This is a genomic window from Brevundimonas sp. LM2, assembly GCF_002002865.1.
In the GTDB taxonomy this organism is placed as follows: domain Bacteria; phylum Pseudomonadota; class Alphaproteobacteria; order Caulobacterales; family Caulobacteraceae; genus Brevundimonas.
The window spans coordinates 2,878,425-2,898,002 of record NZ_CP019508.1 but is presented as its reverse complement, the minus strand read 5'-3'; the positions used below and the strand labels follow the sequence as shown (position 1 = coordinate 2,898,002).

The following is a 19,578-nucleotide window of genomic DNA, read 5'->3' as shown; positions in this document are numbered from 1 at the left end:
CAAGGCTGGACATGATCCTTTGGGCGAGCACGTCCTTCATTCATGCGTCGTTCAATCGCCATCGTCCACGGCTTAGGATAGTCGGGACCGTCCCGAACGAGAGACCGCCGATGACCCTGCCCGCCCTTGTTGTTCGCACCCTCGCCGTCGCCGCCCCCGCCCTCGCAGGGGCCCTGCTGCTGGCCGCGCCGTCCTCGGCCCAGGCCCCGACCAGCGAGGTCCTGCCCGGCTACTGGGAATACACCACCAGCGCGGTGGGCATCCGAAGCACGGAACAGAAATGCGTGCGGCCCAGCGAGATCAACCGGTTCTTCGGCGGCCTGTCGACCCGGCGCTGGCGCTGCGTCTATCCGACCCGCGAGGTCGGCAACGGCAATGCCCGCTTCGAGGGAACCTGCACCGACCCGCGCGGTCGCCGCGTCAACGTCCGCCTGAGAGGGCCCTACCAGGCCGAGACCTTCCGCTTCACCGGCGGGGCCCAGCTGGCGCGCGGCACGCCCTATCTGCCGGCCAGTATCACGGCCCGTCGCATCGCGGCCGTCTGCCCGGCCGACGCCGAGTATTTCTAGAGGGCGGCGATGATCGCGGGGTCGGCGGCCGCCTCGGCCAGCAGCCAGTCGCGGAAGCGGGCGATCTTGCGCGACCGCCGCCGGTCCTCGGGCCAGGCGATCCAGTAGCCCTGGGACAGCGTCACCGTCTGGGGGAAGGGGCGGGTCAGCAGGCCGGCGGCGATCTCGCGCGCGAACAGGATGGGAGACCCCAAGGCGATGCCCTGTCCACCCAGGGCGGCGGCCACCTCCAGCCCCTGGATATCGGCGCGCAGCCGGGTCGCCGGCGTGGTCGGCGGCGTGACCCCGGCGTTGGCGAACCAGGCCGCCCATTCCTTCTCGTCGCCGACCCGGGGCGCGTCCAGCAGGTCTTCCGGTCGCTGCAGGTTCAGGGTGGCGCACAGAACCGGGCTGCACAGGGGCACGAAGACGCTCGGCATCAGCAGGGCGGCCTCGGTCCCCGGCCATTCCCCGTCGCCCGATCTCAAGGCGACGTCGACGTTCGATCGGGCCAGGTCGACGATGGTCGGACTGGTGTCCAGCCGCACCGCCAGGCCGGGGTTGGCCAGCTGAAAGGTCCCCAGTCGCGGCGCCAGCCACTGGGTCGCCAGGGTGGTCAGGGTGGTGACGGTCAGAACGCCCTGATCGACCTCCGTCACCTCGGCGAAGGCGCGTCTCAGGATGGTGATGGCCTCGGTGGCGGCGCGCGACAGCCGTTCGCCCGGCTCCGTGGGCCGCACCTCGCGCGGCAGACGGCGGAACAGGCTCAGCCCCAGCCGTGTCTCAAGCGCCTTGATCTGCCAGCTGACCGCCGCCTGGGTCATGCCCAGCTCCTCCGCGGCACGCGTGAAACTGTTCAGCCGCGCCGCCGCCTCGAACACGCGGATGGAGGACAACGGCAGGCCGGACAGTGGATCTGACATAAGGTCCCCTAGGTGTTGACTCGACTACTACTGGTTTGCGATCCGCGGCTCAAGCGGCGATTACGCACTGCACAAAGCCTTTCACCAAGGAGAACGTCGTGGAAGAGATGTATCGCACCCATAAGGAACCTCCCTTGGGCTGATTCGGCTTGCTGCTGGAGGCCGTGACGCGCCTCCGGACTCGCACACCGGCCTCTCGCGGCGGCGTGGTCACGCCCTGGAGCAGCCGTTCCCCAAAGGGCTGGTCCGCCTGATCGTCCTTGCCGTGCGTTCGCGATCCGCGCGCGGTATCGTTCTCGACCATAAGTCTCTGTTGAAGTTGATCACCACAAGTGACGACGCGGCGGCTTGCGATTGCCTGCATCATGTCTTCACCGCATGGGGGGAAGACGGGTGGCGCAGCACAGTAGATCTCTGTCTCAACTGGGTGTCGAGAGCGAAGGCGCGACGACACTGGGGCGTTCGCTCAAGACCTCGATCATCCTCATCATGATCGGCTTGTTGGTCGGCATCGTCTGGCGAGAGGTGATCAACCTCGTCATCGGCGCAGTCGGCTATCTGACTCCTTAGGGCGACGGCTTCATCTCATCCCGCGCGGTCAGGCCTTCGGCTTCTCGAACGCGATCCGGCCTATCGGCGATCGCGATCGGTTCTGGCAAATGGATCGCGGTTCAGGCAACCGGTAACCTCGGGAAATCAGCGGCCGTCCGGCCCTGAGGGGGATGAGAACGATGCAAACCAAGGTCTGGGCGTTAGCGACGACAATTCTGGTGGGCTGGAGCGGTCTGGCCCAGGCTCACACAGCGGGGGCCCACACGGCGGGGGCCCAGGCGGCGAGGGCAGGGGCGGCGGCGAGCGCGCCCGTCGAATATGACCTGCGGTTCGACAATGCCGTACACCAGGAGGCGCGGATCACGGTGACCTGGCGGGAGATCGGCGACCGACCGCTGCGCGTGCAGATGTCCCGGTCCTCGCCAGGCCGCTACGCGCTGCATGAGTTCGCCAAGAACGTCTATTCGGTCTCGGCCACGGACGGGGCCGGACGGCCCCTGTCGCTGCAACGCACCGATCCCTACGGCTGGACGGTTCCGGGCCACGACGGCACGGTCGTGCTGACCTATACCCTGTACGCCGACCGGGCGGACGGCACCTATTCGCAGATCGACGCGACCCACGCCCATCTGAACATGCCCGCGACCCTGATGTGGGCGACGGGGTTCGACGATCGTCCGGCCCTCGTGCGCTTTCGGCCCTATGCCCCGGACTGGACGATCGCGACCCAGCTGGAGCCCACGGCGGCGGCCGACACCTTCACGGCTCCGGACCTGCAGTATCTGATGGACAGCCCGACCGAGCTCAGCGCCCACGCGGTGCGCGCGTGGCAGGTCGACGACGACGGGGTGGCGCGCACGATCCGGCTGACCGTGCACCATGCCGGCACGGAGGCCGAGGTCGATACCTTCGCCGCCAAGGCCAAGAAGGTGGTGGACCAGCAGATCGCCGTGTTCGGGGATGTGCCGGACTTCGACTACGGCACCTATACCTTCCTCGCCGACTACCTGCCGCATGTCACCGGCGACGGCATGGAGCATCGCAACTCCACCGTCATCAGCAGCACACGGTCCTTTCAGCAGACGAATTTCGGTCAGCTGGGCACCCTCAGCCACGAGTTCTTCCACGCCTGGAACGTGGAGCGGATCCGCCCGGCCGAACTGGAGCCGTTCGACTTCACCCGCGCCAATCCGACGCCCTCGCTGTGGTTCGCCGAGGGGTTCACGAACTACTATGGCCCCCTGGCCATCCGGCGGGCCGGCGAGTCCACCGTCGACGCCTTTCTGGCGGACCTTTCGCGGACGCTGAGCGGCATCGTCAACGCGCCGGGGCGGGCCTATGGATCGCCGCAGGAGATGAGCCTGCGCGCCCCGTTCGCGGACGCGGCGGCGGCCATCGATCCGACCAATCCCAACATCTCCACCTCCTACTACCCCTACGGCCAGATCGTCGCCCTGGCGCTGGACCTGAGTCTGCGCGAGCGGTTCCCGGGGGTGACGCTGGACGACTACATGCGTCGGATGTGGCAGGTGCACGGCGTGACCGAGCGGCCCTATACGCCCGACGACCTTCGCCTCGTGCTCGGGGCCGTGACGGGCGACCAGGCGTTCGCCGACGCCTTCTTCGCGACCAGTGTAGAGGGCAGCGCCCTGCCGGACTTCGCGCCCCTGCTGGCCCAGGCCGGGCTCGTTCTCGCGCCGGCCCGGCCGGAGGCGGCCTGGGCGGCAGCGGCTCCGATCCGCGCCACGGGGACGGCGCTGATGGTGACCGAAGCCCCGGCACCGCAGACGCCGCTCTATGAGGCCGGGCTGGATCGCGGCGACGAGATCGTCAGCGTGGACGACACGGCGATGGACTCCGACGCCGACTGGACGGGGATGCTGCGGGCGCGTCAGCCGGGCGACACGGTGCAGATCCGCTTCCTGCAGCGCGGCGTTGAGCGCACGGTGGCTGTGCGCCTGGCCGCCGATCCCGCATTGCAGATCGTTCGCGCCGAAGCGACCGGTGGCGCGCTGACCGACGCGCAGCGCGCTTTCCGTGCATCCTGGCTCGGCGTTGAATAGGGGACGGTTACCGGCTCACACGGTCAGGCCGTCGGCCCGGCGCAGGCTGTTGTGAATATCGGTGGCGGCGACCGCGGCCTCGGCCGTGGCCACCGCGATCTGATTCAGCCCACGCACCACGTCCCCGGCGGCATAGAGGCCGGGGATGCTGGTGGTCTGGTGCAGGTCGGTCTCGACGCGGCCGTCCTCCGCCACCCGCACGCCTATGCCTTTCAGCAAGCTGTTGTTCGCGGTGGTGCCCAGCGCCGAATACACCGTGTCGAAGGCGCTGAACGCCCCGTTCCAGCACAGGGCGGTGACCCGGTCGCCCTCGATGCGGACATTCTCGATCGCGGTCTCGACCAGCTGGATGCCCAGTCGCGTCAGGGCGTCCCGTTCGGTCAGGGCTTCGGACGGGCCCGTGTGGATCAGCGTCACCTGGTCCGAATAGGACAGCATGAAGGCCGCCTCGCGCACCCCGGCGTCGCTATCGCCGATGATGGCGATCCGCTGATCGGTCGCCTCGAAGCCGTCGCAGATCGGGCAGATGCGGATCAGGGCCCGTTCGATCGCCCGCTCGACCCCCGGCAGGTCGGGATGGTGGTCCACGACCCCCGTCGCGACGAGCACGGCGCGGGCCGTGATCGTTCGGCCATTCAGGCTGGCGACGAAGCCGGTCTCGCCCTGTGTCAGCTCCTCGACCCGGCCGTCCTCGACCACCGCGCCGTATTCCTCGGCCTGTTCGCGCATCCGGCGCAGGATGGCGTCGCCGGTGATCCCGGCCGGGAAGCCGGGCATGTTGTGGCTCAGGGGAATCCAGCTGGCCCGAGCGTCCCCGCCGTTGGCGACCAGGACCGAGCGCCGGAATCGTCCGAGATAGGTGGCGGCCGTCAGTCCCGCGGGCCCCGCGCCGACGATCAGGACATCGACATCAGGGCGATCGGTCATTTGAGGTCAGGCCTTGCGCAGTTCCGACGGTTTGTGGGCCGCCTTGGCACCGGTCTTGGTGCTTTCCACCAGATATTCGGGATTGTCCTTCGACGCCGCAACCTTGTGCGACTTGATCTTGGTGGGCGACGTCAGTTTTTTGACCACCTTGCCCTTGGTCGTGCCCTGGCTGTGGTCCCAGGCGACCGTATCGCCGGCCTTGAACGTCTTGTCCGTCATCGTCTGTCCTCTTGCGGCAGGGGGCCGTCCAATACAGCGCGCATCAACACGGGATCGACGATGATCGGCATCTCGCAGAAGGTCACGATCCACCGCTGGACAAGCGCCTCCGTCTCCTCATCCCAACTCATCGCCATACCAAGCCTCACGCGCACAGGTTGTCGAAACACGTGGGCGAGCAAGCGGTTCACGAGAAGAACGTGCCGCCTACGGATTCAGTTGTCCCCAGCCCGGGCTTGAAAAAGGGCGCGGCCTGGCGGCATGGGAGCGTGGCGCGACGCCGCCGTCGCCGAGTCGGAGGAAGTTGCGATGCCTGTCCTGGTCACGGGCGCGGCCGGGTTCGTCGGCATGCATGTCGCCGAACGTCTGCTGGCCGAGGGTCGGTCCGTGATCGGCGTGGACATCTTCAACGCCTATTATGATCCGGCCCTGAAACGGCTGCGCGCCGAGCGTCTGGCGGCCTTTCCGGCGTTCCGGATGGTCGAGGCCGATATCGCCGAACCCGAGGTGATGGCGGCCCTGGTTCGCGACAACGGCGTCAAACAGGTCATCCATCTGGCCGCCCAGGCGGGTGTCCGATATTCGATCGACCACCCCTTCACCTATGAGCGATCAAACCTGGCGGGGCATCTGTCGATGCTGGAAGCGTGCCGACACGGCGGCGTCGAGCATCTGGTCTATGCCTCGTCCAGCTCGGTCTACGGCGACCGGCCGCTGGAGGGGGCGGGGTTCCGGGAGGACGATCCCACCGTCTCGCCCGTGTCGCTGTACGCCGCCACCAAACGCTCGTGCGAACTCTTGAGCCAGAGCTATGCGGCCCTGTACGGCTTTCCCCAGTCGGGGCTGCGGTTCTTCACCGTCTACGGGCCGATGGGTCGGCCCGACATGGCCTATTTCGACTTCACCGAGAAGATCATGCGGGGCGAGCCGATCGACGTCTATGGCGAGGGCCGGATGGCGCGGGACTTCACCTATATCGACGACATCGTCGACGGGGTGCTGGGCGTGCTGGACCACCCGCCGGAGCGGGGCGGGCATGAGGTCTACAACATCGGGGATTCCAAGCCGGTCGGACTGATGGACATGATCGCCATCCTGGAGCTGGCCCTGGGCCGCGAGGCCATCAAGATCATGCGGCCCATGCAGCCCGGCGACGTGACGGCCACCTATGCCGACATCGGCAAGCTGCAGGCCCTGACGGGCTATGCGCCCAAGGTGGCCCTGGCCGACGGCCTGCCCCGGTTCGTGGACTGGTGGCGCAGCTGGAACGGACGGAATCAGGCCCGGGGCTGACCGGCCCACGAGACCGCATCGGCTGGCCCCAAGGCGAAAAATCATGGTGCTTGCGTCGCTTATCGTGTTCGAAAGGGGCTGAACCGCAGGAGACCGATTTGGCCGGACCCGTTCCATCCTCCCCGCCGACCCCAGCGCCGCACCGCCCCTGGTACCGGCACCTGTATGCCCAGGTCCTGGCCGCCATCGTGCTGGGCGGGCTGATCGGGCATTTCTTCCCCGCGTTCGGCGAGAGCCTGAAGCCGCTGGGCGACGGCTTCATCAAACTGGTCAAGATGATCATCGCCCCGGTGATCTTCCTGACTATCGTCACCGGCATCGCCGGCATGCGCGACCTGGGCCGGGTCGGGCGGGTGGCGGCCAAGGCCTTCGGCTATTTCCTGGTGTTCTCGACCCTGGCCCTGATCGTCGGCCTGGTGGTCGGCAATCTGATCCAGCCGGGGCGGGGGCTGAACATCGATCCGGCGACGCTGGATCCGGCGGCGGTGGCCCAGTATTCGACCGCCGCCCATGAGACGACCCTGATCGGCTTCCTGCTGGGCGTCATTCCCGACACCTTCGTCAGCGCCTTCTCGACCGGCAACATCCTGCAGGTGCTGTTCGTCTCGGTGCTGTTCGGCATCGCCCTGGCCAGCGTGGGCGACGCGGGCAAGCCGGTGCTGACCCTGCTGGAGGCGGTCTCGACCGCCTTCTTCAAACTGGTCGCCATCCTGATGAAGGCCGCGCCGATCGGGGCGTTCGGGGCCTTCGCCTTCACCATCGGGGCCTATGGCATCGCCACGGTGGTCAATCTGATCGCCCTGGTCGCCACCTTCTACCTGACCGCCGCCATCTTCGTGCTGGGCATCCTGGGCCTGGTCGGGGTGGCCAACGGCTTCTCGATCTTCAAGCTGATCCGCTATCTGAAGGAGGAGCTGCTGCTGGTGCTCGGCACCTCCTCGTCGGAGGCGGCCCTGCCCAGCCTGCTGCAAAAGATGGAGCGGGCCGGGGCGTCCAAGTCGGTCGTCGGCCTGGTCGTGCCGACCGGCTATTCGTTCAACCTGGACGGCACCAACATCTACATGACCATGGCGGCCCTGTTCATCGCCCAGGCGCTGAACATCGAGCTCAGCCTGCAGGACCAGGTGCTGCTGCTGCTGGTCGCCATGCTGAGCTCCAAGGGGGCGGCGGGCATCACCGGGGCGGGCTTCATCACCCTGGCCGCGACCCTGGCCGTGGTGCCCAGCGTGCCGATCGCGGGCATGGCGCTGATCCTGGGCATCGACCGGTTCATGAGCGAGTGCCGGGCCCTGACCAACTTCATCGGCAATGCCGTGGCCACGATCGTCGTCGCCCGCTGGGAAGGCGAGCTAGACCGCGACGCCCTGCGCGCGGCGCTGGACGGCGCGCCTCGCGCCCTGGCGGCGGGGCCCGATCCGGCCGCCGGCCCGGGTGACGACCTGGTCGTGACGAAGGATTGATGGACACCTCGCTCCCCGTGCACCGGCCGATGTCGCGGGGCTCGATGGCCATCGCGGCCTTCTCGACCGTGGTCGAATGGTACGACTTCACCCTGTATCTGTATCTGGCCACGGTGCTGTCGCGGGTCTTCTTCGGCGGCGGGGAGGGCTCGCTGCTGGTGACCCTGGGCGGGTTCGCGGTGGCCTATCTGATGCGGCCGATCGGGGCGGTGGTGTTCGGCCATATCGGCGACCGGCTGGGCCGACGCCGCGCGCTCCTGCTGTCGGTCGCCCTGATGACGGCCGCGATGCTGGCGACGGCGGTGCTGCCGACCTACGCCCAGATCGGGCCGGCGGCGGGGCTGCTGCTGCTGCTGATCCGCTGCGTGATGGGGTTCTCGGTCGGGGGCGAATACACCGGCGTCGTCGCCTATCTGCTGGAGGGAGCCCCGGCGCATCGGCGTGGCCTGGTCGCCTCGTCCGCCTCGGCCGCCAGCGAGATCGGGGCCCTGCTGGCCGTCGGCATCTCGGCCCTGACCGTGCATCTGCTGAGCCCGCCCGATCTGGACGGCTGGGGCTGGCGCATTCCCTTCCTGATCGGAGCGGCCTTGGCGGGCAGCGTCTGGATCGCCCGGTCGACGATGCAGGAATCCCCCGATTTCGAACGCCAGCAGGCCGCCGGCACCGTGCCCCGCCATCCGCTGAGACACGCCCTGACGCATCACCGCGTCGGCATCGCGCGGGCCTTCGCCATCTCGGCTCTGGGGTCGATCACCTACTATGTCGGCATCACCTATGTGCCCGCCTTCCTGACCTCGGCCGGGGCGTTCGGCGAGACCGAGGCGCTATGGCTGGCGACGATCGCCGCCGTGGTGGTGATCGCCGTGACGCCCTTGGCCGGTCTGCTGTCGGACCGCATCGGGCGGAAGCCCGTGCTGATCGGACTGGCCGTCTGCGCCGCCGTCCTGCCGATGACGATGTTCTGGCTGATGGGCGAGGGGACCACCGCCCGGGCCCTGCTGGGGGCCGTGGTCCTGGCGGGGGTGGCGGGCGGGGTCAGCGCGGTGGGCGCGGTGGCCACCGCCGAACAGTTCCCGGGCGAGGGGCGGCTGACCGGGCTGGCGCTGGGCGCGACGGCGGCGACGGCCGTGTTCGGCGGCTTCACGCCTTGGGTGGCCGAACTGCTTGTGGCCCGCACCGGATCCAGCGTGGCCCCCGGGGCGATGATCGCCGTCGTGGCCCTGGCCGTGATCCCGATCTTCTTCCTGGCCCCGGAAACGGCCCCGCTCGGCAAGGCGGGGTCGGGTTCCGGCGACGCTTGAGCGAGGGCGAGGGCCGCTCGCGCTCCGCCTTTGCGTCCCGGCCCCGGCCTCGCTATACCGCCCGCCACCTCCCTGTTTTTCCAGCATCCAAGGACCCTCCCATGGCCAAGATCCAGGTCGCCAATCCCATCGTCGACATCGACGGCGACGAGATGACCCGCATCATCTGGCAGTGGATCAAGGACAAGCTGGTCTTTCCGTTCGTCGACCTGAAGCTCGACTACTACGACCTGTCGATGGAGAACCGCGACGCCACCGACGACCAGGTGACGATCGACGCCGCCCACGCGATCCAGACCCACGGCGTCGGCGTCAAATGCGCCACCATCACCCCGGACGAGGCCCGGGTGAAGGAGTTCGGCCTGAAGAAGATGTGGAAGTCGCCCAACGGCACGATCCGCAACATCCTGGGCGGCGTGGTCTTCCGCGAGCCGATCATCTGCTCGAACGTTCCGCGCCTGGTGCCCGGCTGGACCCAGCCCATCGTCGTCGGCCGCCATGCCTTCGGCGACCAGTACAAGGCCACGGACTTCCTGGTCCCCGGCCCCGGCAAGCTGACCATGAAATGGGTCGGCGCCAACGGCGAAGAGCAGAACTATGAGGTGTTCGACTTCCCCTCGGCCGGCGTGGCCATGGGCATGTACAACCTGGACGACTCGATCACCGACTTCGCCCACGCCAGCTTCGCCTTCGGCCTGCAGCGCAACTATCCGGTCTATCTGTCGACCAAGAACACCATCCTGAAAGCCTATGACGGCCGCTTCAAGGACATCTTCCAGGCCGTGTTCGACGAGCACTATGCCGCCGAGTTCAAGGCCAAGGGCCTGACCTATGAGCACCGCCTGATCGACGACATGGTGGCCGCGGCGATCAAATGGTCGGGCGGCTTCGTCTGGGCTTGCAAGAACTATGACGGCGACGTCCAGTCCGACATCGTGGCCCAGGGCTTCGGCTCGCTGGGCCTGATGACCTCGGTCCTGCTGACCCCGGACGGCCGGGTGCTGGAATCCGAGGCCGCCCACGGTACGGTGACGCGTCACTACCGCCAGCACCAGAAGGGCGAAGCCACCTCGACCAACTCCATCGCCTCGATCTACGCCTGGACCCGCGGCTTCGCCCACCGGGCCAAGCTGGACGATAACGCCGAACTGGCCACCTTCGCCGCCACCCTGGAGCGGGTCGTGGTCGAGACGGTGGAGGCCGGTTACATGACCAAGGACCTGGCGCTGCTGGTCGGCGACCAACAGGGCTGGCTGACCACCGAAGGCTTCCTCGACAAGGTGGCCGAGAACCTCAAGGCCTCCCTGCCCGAGATCGGCTGAGCGATCACGGTTCGGAATATTTCGACCCCGCCGGAGCTTCTCCGGCGGGGTTTCGTTTGAGCCGAGGCTTCGCCCGTGCATGATGCTGTGGACGCCGGAGGAGGGGAGACCACCGCGTGAAGATCATGCTAGGAAGGCTTTTGCTGACTGTCATCGCCTCGGCGGTGGCGTCGTTCTTCGCCGCCCCGGTGGTCGCCTTCTTCGGCATCCGTTCGGCGGCCCAGGTCGACGATGTCGCAGGCCTGCAGCGGCTGGTCGATTTCGATGCGGTGCGCGCTTCACTGCGGCCTCAACTGTCGGCGCGGGCCGAGGCCCTGGCCCCGCCGCCGTCCTTCATGACCGATCCGATCGGGGCGGTGCGCCGCCAGTTCCAGGACACGGTCGCGCCCCAGGGGCCGAACCCCGACGCCTATCTGACGCCTGACGCCATCGACGGCCTGACCCGGGGGGAGGGGCGGGCAGCCCTCCTGCGCACGCCGACCCTCGCCAAGGACGCCGATCCCGCCCCCTGGCCCCGGCCGACCTATTGGGGTGTCAACCGCGCCCGCATGGCGGTCAGGAATGCGGCGGGGGCTGACACGGCCTTCACCTTCGAGCGGCGCGGCCCGTTCGAGTGGAGGCTGGTGCATATCGGCCTGCCCGATGGCGCCGCCCCGGCCCCTGCCCGCGCGACGGCTCCCCGAGCGACCACGACCACCCCGACCCCGGAGACGAATTGATGACGCGCCTGTTCAAGGGACTGATCGGGCTGGCCGTGATCGGCTTCCTGGTCGCCTATTTCGGCAGTCCCTTGCTGACGGTTCGGGCCCTGGTCGCGGCGGCGGAGGCCGGCGACGAGGCGGGGCTGGAGCGGATGGTGGATTTCCCGGCCTTCCGCGACAGTCTGAAGGACGAATTGACCGCCCGACTGATGGCCGAGGCCCAGGCCGACCCCCGGGTGCGCGACAGTGGTCTGGGCGGGCTGGGCATGATGCTGGCACCCATGCTGGTCGGGGGGGCGGTGGACGCCTTGGTCACCGCGCCGACCGTCGCCGCCATGGTGCGGACGGCCGATGTGCCCGATCCGACCGAGGGCGCGACCGCGCCAGCCCCGGCCGAAAACGACAGCCCCGAGATCCGCCGCAGCTACGGCTATCGCGACCTGAACACCTTCGCCGTCCGCCTGACCAACGTCGAACGGCCGAACCAGACCCTGAAGCTGCTGCTGACGCGCCAGGGTCTGTTCGACTGGCGGCTGACGGGCATCGACCTGCCGGAGGGCTGATCAGCCCCCCAGCGTCGCCCGCACCGCCGCCAGGCCGGCCTCGGCCTTCGAGCCGTCCGGCGCTCCGCCCTGGGCGAAGTCGGCCTTGCCGCCCGCGCCCTGACCGCCCATGGCAATCACGGCGGCGCGGGCCAGGTCGGCGGCGTTGACCCGGTCGGTGACGTCCGAGGTCGCGGCCACGGTGACCGCCGCCTTGCCGTCGGTGACGCCGATCAAGGCCACCACGCCGGAGCCGACCTGTTTGCGGAAGTCTTCGGCCACGCCGCGCAGGCCCTTGCCGTCGACGCCGTCCAGGATGCGGGCGATCAGCTTGATGCCGGCGATCTCCTCCGGGGCGGCCGCGGCCGAGCCGCCGCCACCCAGCGCCAGCTGCTTCTTCAGATCGGCGACCTGCTTCTCCAGCGCGCGGCGGTCGGCGACCAGGGCCTCGACCCGGGCCGGGACGTCCAGGGGCTGGACCTTGAACGACTGCGCGAGGGTTCTGGCCACCCCGGCCTGGGCCAGCAGATACTGGCGGGCGGCCTCGCCGGTCAGGGCCTCGATGCGGCGGATGCCGGCGGCGACGCCCGTCTCTGACACAATCTTGAACAGGGCGATGTCGCCGGTGCGGGCCACATGGGTGCCGCCGCACAGTTCGACCGAATAGGGCTTGGCCGCATCCACCAGCGACCGGCCCAGGGTCAGGACCCGGACCTCGTCGCCGTATTTCTCGCCGAACAGGGCGATGGCGCCGGCCGCGATGGCCTCCTGGGGGGCCATCAGCTGGGTCTCGGCGGGCAGGTTCTGGCGGATGACGGCGTTAACCTCGTCCTCCATGGCGGCCAGTTCGGCCTCGGTCACGGGCGCATTGTGGCTAAAGTCGAACCGCATCCGGTCGGCGTCGACCAGCTGACCCTTCTGGGCCACGTGCGGGCCCAGCACATGAGCCAGGGCCGCGTGCAGCAGGTGCGCCGCCGAGTGGTTGGCGCGGGTCGTCAGGCGCGCCTCGGGAGCCGCGCGCAGCTGAGCGCGGGTGCCGACGGTCAGGCTGCCGGCGATGACCTCGACGGTGTGGGCATAGAGGTCGCCGGTGGGCTTGAGCACGTCGAGAACGCGGGCACTGCCGCCCTCCCACTCGATCTCGCCCTTGTCGCCGGACTGGCCGCCGCCCTCGCCATAGAAGGGGGTCTGGTCGAACAGGACCTCGGCGGTCTCGCCGGTCTCGACGCTGTCGGCGGCGCTGCCGTCCTTCAGGATGGCCAGGACCTCGCCCGAGCCGTCGACGGCGTCATAGCCGGTGAAGACGGTCGGCCCCAGACGGTCCTTCAGCGCCAGCCATTCGCCGGTCGAGGCGGACTGGCCGGAGCCCTTCCAGTTGGCCTTGCCGCGCGTCTTCTGCTGTTCCATGGCCGCATCGAAGGCGGCGGTGTCGACGGTGAAGCCGCGCCGGCGCGCCTCGTCCTGGGTCAGGTCCAGCGGGAAGCCATAGGTGTCGTACAGGGTGAAGGCGGTCTGGCCGGGGATGACCCCGCCCTCGGACAGGTCGCGCGTGGCGTCCTCCAGCAGGCCCATGCCGCGGCCGAGGGTGGTGCGGAAGCGGATCTCCTCCTGCTTCAGCGTGTCCTCGATCGAGGCCTGGGCGCGGGCCAGCTCCGGATAGGCCTCGCCCATCTCGCTGACGAGCGTCGGGACCAGACGGTGCATCAGGGGATCTGCGGCCCCCAGCAGGTGGGCGTGGCGCATGGCGCGGCGCATGATGCGGCGCAGGACATAGCCCCGGCCTTCGTTCGACGGCGTGACGCCGTCGGCGATCAGGAAGGACGAGGAGCGCAGGTGGTCGGCGATGACGCGGTGGCTGGCGGCGCGGTCACCTTCCGACTTCGTCGAGGTGGCGTCCTCGGAGGCGGCGATCAGGGTCTGGAACAGGTCGGTGTCGAACACCGAGTTCTTGCCCTGCAGCACGCTGGTCATCCGCTCCAGGCCCATGCCGGTGTCGACGCTGGGCTTAGGAAGGCTGCGAACGATCTCGTCGTTCTCCTTCTCGAACTGCATGAAGACGTTGTTCCAGATCTCCACATAGCGGTCGCCGTCCTCGTCGGGCGAACCCGGAGGGCCGCCGGCGATGTGGTCACCGTAGTCCCAGAAGATCTCGGTGCAGGGGCCGCAGGGACCGTTGTCGCCCATGGCCCAGAAATTGTCAGAGCCGGCGATGCGGATGATCTTGTCGTCGCCGAAGCCGGTGACCTTCTTCCAGATCGCGGCGGCCTCGTCGTCGTCGATATAGACGGTGACGAGCAGCCGGTTCGGATCGAGCCCGTAGCCTTCGGTGACCAGTTTCCACGCCTGTTCGATGGCGTGGTCCTTGAAATAGTCGCCGAAGCTGAAGTTGCCCAGCATCTCGAAGAAGGTCAGGTGCCGGGCGGTGTAGCCGACATTGTCCAGATCATTGTGCTTGCCGCCCGCGCGGACGCATTTCTGCGAGCTGGTCGCGCGCGGGTAGGGGGGCGTGGCCGCGCCGGTGAAATAGTCCTTGAACGGCACCATGCCCGCATTGACGAACATCAGCGTCGGGTCGTTCTGCGGCACCAGGGGGGCCGAGTGAACCTTGGCGTGACCGTCGGCCGCGAAGAAGTCGAGGAAGGTCGAACGGATCTGTTTCAGGCTGGACATGGCGTTTCAGTCGGCTGCGCGCGGGAGAGAGCGGGGCGTGGGGAAACGCATATAGAGACGGGCGGCGCGGTCAGCCAAGGCTTTCCGCGCCGGGGGGACCTCAGTCGGCGTCGTCCACGGCGTCGACCGCGTCGTCCTCGTCGGACAGCAGGGCGTCGAGCGCCTCGATGATGGCGTCGATCTGCTCGGCCGAGGCCGCCAGTCGCATCACATTGCCGTCGTCGCCGCCGATTTCCAGCAGATAGCCGTCGTCGGTCTCGGCCAGGTTGAACTGGGTCAGGGTCTGGATGTCGCTGTCGGCCATGGTCGTCTCCTTGAGTGGTCGAAGAACCACCGACCGGGCGGAAGGTTCAAGCGGTTTATCGGGTTTTGTCCACGACGGCCTTGGGCAGAGCGCGGCGTCGCGGCGCGGCGACGAAACCGGCCAGCGGGTCTAAGGGGGAGGGCATGAACACGCTGGACGTCTGGTTCGACGGGGACTGCCCCCTGTGTCGGCGCGAAATCGCCTTGATGCGCCGGCTGGACCGGCGTGGAGCCATCCGTTTCATCGATGTGGCGACGGGGCAGGGGCAGTGTCCGATCGACCGCGCCGACCTGCTGGCCCGGTTCCATGCGCGCGAGGACGGGCGGCTGGTCTCGGGGGCCGAGGCGTTCGCGGCCATGTGGCGCGCCATTCCGGTGCTGGCCCCGCTGGGGCGGCTGGCGCGCAACCGGCGGGTCCTGGAGGTGCTGGAGCGCCTGTATGTGGCGTTCCTGCGGGTCAGGCCCCGGCTGCAGCGGGCCTTGCGGGACCGCTGAGGCGCGCGGGGAAGAAAGAAGGCCGCCCGGCTTGCGCCGGGCGGCCTGACTCCGCCCGGCCCGAGCCCCGCGGGGGTCGGCGGCGGGTCGCGGGGACCAGCCGGGCGGAGTGTTCGTGGAGCGCGGACCTCCAGGTCCGCCTTTCCTCTAGCCCTCGAGGTCCTGGCCCTCGTCCGGCTCGGGCGAGCCCAGCAGCTCCTCGGCGATCTTGGAGGTGGATTTGCGCACCCGGTCCTCGATGGCGTCAGCCATGTCGGGGTTGGCCTTGAGGAAGGCGCGCACGTTCTCGCGGCCCTGGCCGATCCGGGTCGAATCGTAGCTGAACCAGGAGCCGGACTTCTCGATGATGCCGGCCTTGACCCCCAGGTCGATGATCTCGCCCAGTTTGGAGATGCCTTCGCCGTACATGATGTCGAAGATGACCTCGCGGAACGGGGGGGCGACCTTGTTCTTGACCACCTTGACCCGGGTCGTGTTGCCGACGACCTCGTCGCGGTCCTTGATCGCGCCCGTGCGGCGGATGTCGAGACGGACCGAGGCGTAGAACTTCAGCGCATTGCCGCCCGTGGTCGTCTCGGGGCTGCCGTACATGACGCCGATCTTGTGGCGGATCTGGTTGATGAACAGGACGATGCAGTTGGACTTGGAGATGGAGGCGGTCAGCTTGCGCAGGGCCTGCGACATCAGACGGGCCTGAAGACCCGGCAGGCTGTCGCCCATTTCGCCCTCGATCTCGGCCCGCGGCGTCAGGGCGGCGACGGAGTCGACCACCACGATGTCCACGGCTCCCGAACGCACCAGGGTGTCGACGATCTCCAGCGCCTGTTCGCCGGTGTCCGGCTGGGACACCAGCAGGTCGTCGAGGTTGACGCCCAGCTTCTGGGCATAGCCGGGGTCCAGCGCGTGTTCGGCGTCGACGAAGGCGGCGGTGCCGCCCGATTTCTGGATCTCGGCCACGGTGTGCAGGGCCAGGGTCGTCTTGCCCGAGGATTCCGGGCCGAACACCTCGATCACCCGCCCGCGCGGCAGGCCGCCGATGCCGAGCGCCATGTCCAGGCCGAGCGAGCCGGTGGACACCGAGGGGATCACGTCGGCGATCCCGCCCTTGCCCAGTTTCATGACCGAGCCCTTGCCGAAGGCGCGGTCGATCTGAGCGATCGCCGCCTCCAGCGCGCGCTGCTTGTCGCCGTCGTCCTTGCCCACCAATTTCAATGCCGCCTGCGATGCCACCTTGCCACTCTCCCTTGCCATGATTCCCGTTGAGACCCTGTCCTGAGGACGCTGGGGGAGAGGCCCGCCTTCGGTCCGATGACCGTGACCCGCTCCCGTGTGAGCCCAGAGAGTACACGGTTTGTTCCGGTTGGCAATTTGTTCTTTTCCGTCCCATCGAGTTCATACGTCCGATTTTGACGTAGGAGGCAGCGGAGCGGAGAAGCTCTGGCTGCCCTAGGTCGGGCCGTCCGCGCTCGGCGGCGGCATGGGCTCGACCGAACGGGCGGTGAGCGACAGGCCGCAGGCTAGGATCAGGCTCGCGGCCGCGGCGGCCGCGAGGGTGGCGCGGGCGTCGGGCGGGGCCAGGGGGCGGGCGAACAACAGGATCAGCAGCGCCATCAGGGCCAGGACGCCGGGAATGTCCATGCCGACACCCAGGAAGACGGGATGGGCCAGGGAGACGATCCAGGCACCGCCCAGCACCGTCGCCAGCGCCGCCGGGAGCAGGGCGCGGGGATGTTCGAGCCGGGCCCCGATCAGGGCGCAGCCCGCGGCCGCGAGGGCCGCCAGCAGGCCCGGCCAGACGAAGATCAGCGCGGCCTCGGGGGCTGCGGCCTGGGCCACCCCGCCCAGGATCAGGACGAGTGTCATCAGGCCCAGCCAGCCGCCCCAGACAGTCCGGGGGGCCGCCTGGCTCCAGAGCGAGAGCGTGAGGGCCACCGCGCCGGCCCCGAGCACCAGGGGGTCGACGCCGTTCAGCAGCGTGACCGTCGCCACCGCCGCGACGACGACCCCCGCGAGAACCCGGGGTCCGAGCGCCGCCCGCCCCGCCAGCGCCGCCAGCGCCACGGCGAGCACGGCCAGACCGGTGCCCGCCTCCATCCACGGCAGGCGTCGCAGAAGGGTGTAATAGACGTCGGCCGATTCGGCCCGCGCCGCCGAAGGTCCCGCCAGGGCGCGAACCCCGTGGGTCACAACGATGCCCATGGCCAGCAGCCACAGACCCGACAGCAGGCCGCGCCCGACGTCGGCCGCCGGCAGCCGCGTCGCATGGCGCGCGCCCCAGGCCGCGAAGGCCAGCAGGCCGGCCGTCAGCGCCAGCAGCGTCCAGCCCAGGCCGGTCGAATGGACGATGAACAGACGTCCCAGCACGTCGCCATAGACGACATTGGCGCTTGCGGCCGGCAGGGCCCGAGTGCGCAGGTGGGCGTCGGTCGCCTCCAGGGCCTGGGCGCCGATATGCTGCAACGCGCCCCGGTCGAGATTGTCGGGCGTGGCGGTCGGCGAATGGTACTGCGAGGGGCGGCCGATGAAGGCGAAGTTGACCCCCGCGATGCCCCGGTTCTTCGGAATGGTGAAGTCGGTGCCGTTGGGCATGGTCTCGTAGACGAAGATCGACAGGGCGTTGGAAGTCGCGCCACCGTCGGCCCGGGCCGAGGCGCGGGCGAACAGGGCGATGGTCTGGGCATTGCCCCGTCCGGTCTCGAACATCATCGCCCGACCGCCCCCGCCGCGCGCCTCCAGATTGACCACCGCCCCGACCCGATCCCGCAGGGGGTGTTCGGAGAAGAAGATGCGCGCGCCGTCGAGATTCAACTCCTCAGCGTCGGTCAGCAGGACGATCAGGGTGCGGTCCGCTCCGCCCCGCGCCCGGATGGCGCGCACCGTCTCCAGCACCGCGGCCACGCCCGCGCCGTCATCCGCTGCGCCCGGGGAGCCCCAGGCGCTGTCGTAATGGGCCATCAGCACGACCGCCGCGGCTGCCGGATCGCGCCCTGGCAGGATGCCGACGACATTGACCGCCGCATTGTCCGCCGCCGCCGGGTCGCCACCCCAGCGCGTTAGGCTGTTGACCGCCGCGGGCGACAGGGCCCCCGCCTGCAGGACCGGGTTCAGCCCCAGGGCGCGCATCCGGTCGACCAGCCAGGCCTGGACCCGGGCGTGATCGGCCGAGCCGACCGGGTGAGGTCGCGCCCCGATCACGCGGACATCGGCCATGGCGCGTTCGGCCGAAAAGGCGGTCGCCGGCGCGTCCAGGCCGCGGGGCGCCGGCACCTGCAGCGCCCAGATGCCGATCATCAGGGCGAGCGCAAGCGATCCCAGAAACAGCGCCCACCGCATGATCGTCATCCCCGACACACGGGGAGGATAGGGGGCGGGAAGCGGTGGTGTCGACCGTACAATTCCGACCTGATGGGGGAGGGTCTGCCTAGGCCGCCCGGCTGAGGGCCGAGGGGGCCTTGACGTAGAGGCCGCGGCGGCCGTTGACGGGGCGGAAGGCGACCGTGTCGCCGTCGATCCGTTCGTCCATGCCCAGGATCAGCACGCCGTCGTCGACCAGACGACGCTCCAGATTGTCCACCACCGCGCCGCGTCGGGTCGGCTCCATCTCGGACAGGACGTTGCGACAGACGATGATGTCGAAGCGCGCCTCGTCGGTCGGGGCGTCCAGCAGGTTGTGCCGGGCGAAGCGGACGGCGCTGCGGAGCTGGGGCCGGGCCGCCCAGGCATCCTCGGCCGGCTCGAACCATTGCAGCATGGTCTGGGCCGACAGGCCGCGCTGGATCTCGAAGGCGCTGAAGATGCCGGACCGCGCCTTGTCCAGAGCGCGCTGCGAAAGGTCGGTGGCCAGCACCTCGACATTGGCGCCCCCGTCCAGCGCACCCATGGCCAGGGAATAGGCTTCCTGTCCGCTGGAGCAGCCGGCCGACCAGACCCTGACCAGGCCTGCGGGCCGGACACGACCGATGGCGGGCAGCAGCTCGCGGCTGAAGGTGTCGAACACCGCGCGGTCGCGGCGGAACCAGGTCTCGGGATTGAGCAGGGCCTCGATCACGGCCCAGCCCAGCGATGCCACCGGCTTGACCCACAGGGTGGCCAGCAGGGCGTCCACGCTGTCGAAGCCCTCGCGGCGGGCCACCGGGGCCAGCCGGTGCTCGGCCAGGTGGATGCGCTCGCGGCCCAGGCGGAAGCCGGCTCGCGAGGCCAGCAGGGCCTGCAAGCGATCGAAATCGTCCTCGGTCATGGCTGAACTACGGAAGAGGGCA

General features: G+C 69.1%; 18 protein-coding genes. 10 read left to right on the top strand and 8 right to left on the bottom strand.

What is annotated here, in order from left to right:
* Positions 1-110: 110 nt before the first annotated feature.
* Positions 111-569 (top strand): DUF3617 family protein, encoded by a 459-nt coding sequence (locus tag BZG35_RS14365; RefSeq protein WP_077356568.1) that lies wholly within the window; start codon positions 111-113, stop codon positions 567-569.
* Here the strand turns inward: BZG35_RS14365 and BZG35_RS14360 are convergent.
* Positions 566-1,471 (bottom strand): LysR substrate-binding domain-containing protein, encoded by a 906-nt coding sequence (locus tag BZG35_RS14360; protein ID WP_077356564.1) that lies wholly within the window; start codon positions 1,469-1,471, stop codon positions 566-568. The two genes, BZG35_RS14365 and BZG35_RS14360, sit on opposite strands and share 4 nt — an antisense overlap.
* A 393-nt stretch (positions 1,472-1,864) precedes the next feature.
* Between BZG35_RS14360 and BZG35_RS18010 the strand changes: the two genes are divergently transcribed.
* Both BZG35_RS18010 and BZG35_RS14350 read left to right on the top strand, forming a co-directional pair.
* Positions 1,865-2,041: a hypothetical protein gene (locus tag BZG35_RS18010; protein ID WP_171981970.1), complete on the top strand. Its 177-nt coding sequence runs from the start codon at positions 1,865-1,867 to the stop codon at positions 2,039-2,041.
* Positions 2,042-2,202: 161 nt separating this feature from the next.
* Positions 2,203-4,086: a M61 family metallopeptidase gene (locus BZG35_RS14350; protein WP_077356560.1), complete on the top strand. Its 1,884-nt coding sequence runs from the start codon at positions 2,203-2,205 to the stop codon at positions 4,084-4,086.
* Positions 4,087-4,101: 15 nt separating this feature from the next.
* Here BZG35_RS14350 and BZG35_RS14345 read toward each other — a convergent pair whose 3' ends face one another.
* Both BZG35_RS14345 and BZG35_RS14340 read right to left on the bottom strand, forming a co-directional pair.
* On the bottom strand, positions 4,102-5,013 hold the full coding sequence (locus tag BZG35_RS14345; protein WP_077356557.1) for an NAD(P)/FAD-dependent oxidoreductase: 912 nt from the start codon (positions 5,011-5,013) through the stop codon (positions 4,102-4,104).
* Between the two features lie 6 nt (positions 5,014-5,019).
* A complete protein-coding gene (locus BZG35_RS14340) occupies positions 5,020-5,232 on the bottom strand; it encodes a DUF2945 domain-containing protein (RefSeq protein ID WP_077356555.1) in 213 nt (70 codons plus the stop codon).
* Between the two features lie 309 nt (positions 5,233-5,541).
* On the opposite strand from BZG35_RS14340, the gene BZG35_RS14335 reads away from it, so the two are divergent.
* The 6 genes from BZG35_RS14335 to BZG35_RS14310 all read left to right on the top strand — a co-directional run bounded on the left by BZG35_RS14335 (position 5,542) and on the right by BZG35_RS14310 (position 11,872).
* The gene (locus BZG35_RS14335; protein WP_077358172.1) at positions 5,542-6,525 is read left to right on the top strand and encodes an NAD-dependent epimerase/dehydratase family protein; all 984 of its coding nucleotides are present in this window, start codon (positions 5,542-5,544) and stop codon (positions 6,523-6,525) included.
* A 98-nt stretch (positions 6,526-6,623) separates the two neighbouring features.
* Positions 6,624-7,985: a dicarboxylate/amino acid:cation symporter gene (locus BZG35_RS14330; RefSeq protein WP_077356553.1), complete on the top strand. Its 1,362-nt coding sequence runs from the start codon at positions 6,624-6,626 to the stop codon at positions 7,983-7,985.
* Positions 7,985-9,286, top strand: a complete 1,302-nt coding sequence (locus tag BZG35_RS14325; RefSeq protein WP_077356551.1) for an MFS transporter — start codon at positions 7,985-7,987, stop codon at positions 9,284-9,286. The genes BZG35_RS14330 and BZG35_RS14325 overlap by 1 nt, the downstream gene beginning before the upstream one ends.
* A 101-nt stretch (positions 9,287-9,387) precedes the next feature.
* A complete protein-coding gene (locus tag BZG35_RS14320; RefSeq protein ID WP_077356549.1) occupies positions 9,388-10,608 on the top strand; it encodes an NADP-dependent isocitrate dehydrogenase in 1,221 nt (406 codons plus the stop codon).
* A gap of 140 nt (positions 10,609-10,748) precedes the next feature.
* Complete coding sequence (locus tag BZG35_RS14315; RefSeq protein WP_253189188.1) at positions 10,749-11,327, top strand: DUF2939 domain-containing protein; 579 nt, start codon at positions 10,749-10,751, stop codon at positions 11,325-11,327.
* Positions 11,327-11,872, top strand: a complete 546-nt coding sequence (locus BZG35_RS14310; RefSeq protein ID WP_077356545.1) for a DUF2939 domain-containing protein — start codon at positions 11,327-11,329, stop codon at positions 11,870-11,872. The genes BZG35_RS14315 and BZG35_RS14310 overlap by 1 nt, the downstream gene beginning before the upstream one ends.
* Here the strand turns inward: BZG35_RS14310 and alaS are convergent, their stop codons facing one another.
* Entirely contained in the window at positions 11,873-14,521 is a 2,649-nt protein-coding gene (alaS, locus tag BZG35_RS14305) for an alanine--tRNA ligase (RefSeq protein WP_077356543.1), read from the bottom strand. It abuts the gene before it with no gap.
* A 100-nt stretch (positions 14,522-14,621) separates the two neighbouring features.
* Positions 14,622-14,825: a hypothetical protein gene (locus BZG35_RS14300; protein ID WP_077356541.1), complete on the bottom strand. Its 204-nt coding sequence runs from the start codon at positions 14,823-14,825 to the stop codon at positions 14,622-14,624.
* A 143-nt stretch (positions 14,826-14,968) separates the two neighbouring features.
* On the opposite strand from BZG35_RS14300, the gene BZG35_RS14295 reads away from it, so the two are divergent.
* Entirely contained in the window at positions 14,969-15,319 is a 351-nt protein-coding gene (locus BZG35_RS14295) for a thiol-disulfide oxidoreductase DCC family protein (RefSeq protein WP_077356539.1), read from the top strand.
* A gap of 147 nt (positions 15,320-15,466) precedes the next feature.
* On the opposite strand, the gene recA is transcribed toward BZG35_RS14295, so the two are convergent.
* The 3 genes from recA to BZG35_RS14280 form a co-directional block, all read right to left on the bottom strand.
* Positions 15,467-16,549 carry a recombinase RecA gene (gene recA, locus BZG35_RS14290; RefSeq protein ID WP_077356537.1) on the bottom strand — a complete coding sequence of 361 codons (1,083 nt, stop codon included), beginning with the start codon at positions 16,547-16,549 and terminating at the stop codon, positions 15,467-15,469.
* 216 nt (positions 16,550-16,765) lie between these two features.
* Positions 16,766-18,652 (bottom strand): M28 family peptidase, encoded by a 1,887-nt coding sequence (locus BZG35_RS14285; protein ID WP_077358170.1) that lies wholly within the window; start codon positions 18,650-18,652, stop codon positions 16,766-16,768.
* A gap of 88 nt (positions 18,653-18,740) precedes the next feature.
* Positions 18,741-19,556 carry a protein-glutamate O-methyltransferase CheR gene (locus BZG35_RS14280; RefSeq protein ID WP_077356535.1) on the bottom strand — a complete coding sequence of 272 codons (816 nt, stop codon included), beginning with the start codon at positions 19,554-19,556 and terminating at the stop codon, positions 18,741-18,743.
* Positions 19,557-19,578 lie beyond the last annotated feature (22 nt).

Coding starts and splice junctions, on each gene's coding strand:
- BZG35_RS14280 (WP_077356535.1), bottom strand. CDS start 19,556: ATGACCGAGGACGATTTCGATCGCTTGCAGGCCCTGCTGGCCTCGCGA.
- BZG35_RS14360 (WP_077356564.1), bottom strand. CDS start 1,471: ATGTCAGATCCACTGTCCGGCCTGCCGTTGTCCTCCATCCGCGTGTTC.
- BZG35_RS14325 (WP_077356551.1), top strand. CDS start 7,985: ATGGACACCTCGCTCCCCGTGCACCGGCCGATGTCGCGGGGCTCGATG.
- BZG35_RS14320 (WP_077356549.1), top strand. CDS start 9,388: ATGGCCAAGATCCAGGTCGCCAATCCCATCGTCGACATCGACGGCGAC.
- BZG35_RS14285 (WP_077358170.1), bottom strand. CDS start 18,652: ATGCGGTGGGCGCTGTTTCTGGGATCGCTTGCGCTCGCCCTGATGATC.
- BZG35_RS14310 (WP_077356545.1), top strand. CDS start 11,327: ATGACGCGCCTGTTCAAGGGACTGATCGGGCTGGCCGTGATCGGCTTC.
- BZG35_RS14335 (WP_077358172.1), top strand. CDS start 5,542: ATGCCTGTCCTGGTCACGGGCGCGGCCGGGTTCGTCGGCATGCATGTC.
- BZG35_RS14350 (WP_077356560.1), top strand. CDS start 2,203: ATGCAAACCAAGGTCTGGGCGTTAGCGACGACAATTCTGGTGGGCTGG.
- BZG35_RS14345 (WP_077356557.1), bottom strand. CDS start 5,013: ATGACCGATCGCCCTGATGTCGATGTCCTGATCGTCGGCGCGGGGCCC.
- BZG35_RS14295 (WP_077356539.1), top strand. CDS start 14,969: ATGAACACGCTGGACGTCTGGTTCGACGGGGACTGCCCCCTGTGTCGG.
- alaS (WP_077356543.1), bottom strand. CDS start 14,521: ATGTCCAGCCTGAAACAGATCCGTTCGACCTTCCTCGACTTCTTCGCG.
- BZG35_RS14300 (WP_077356541.1), bottom strand. CDS start 14,825: ATGGCCGACAGCGACATCCAGACCCTGACCCAGTTCAACCTGGCCGAG.
- BZG35_RS14365 (WP_077356568.1), top strand. CDS start 111: ATGACCCTGCCCGCCCTTGTTGTTCGCACCCTCGCCGTCGCCGCCCCC.
- BZG35_RS14340 (WP_077356555.1), bottom strand. CDS start 5,232: ATGACGGACAAGACGTTCAAGGCCGGCGATACGGTCGCCTGGGACCAC.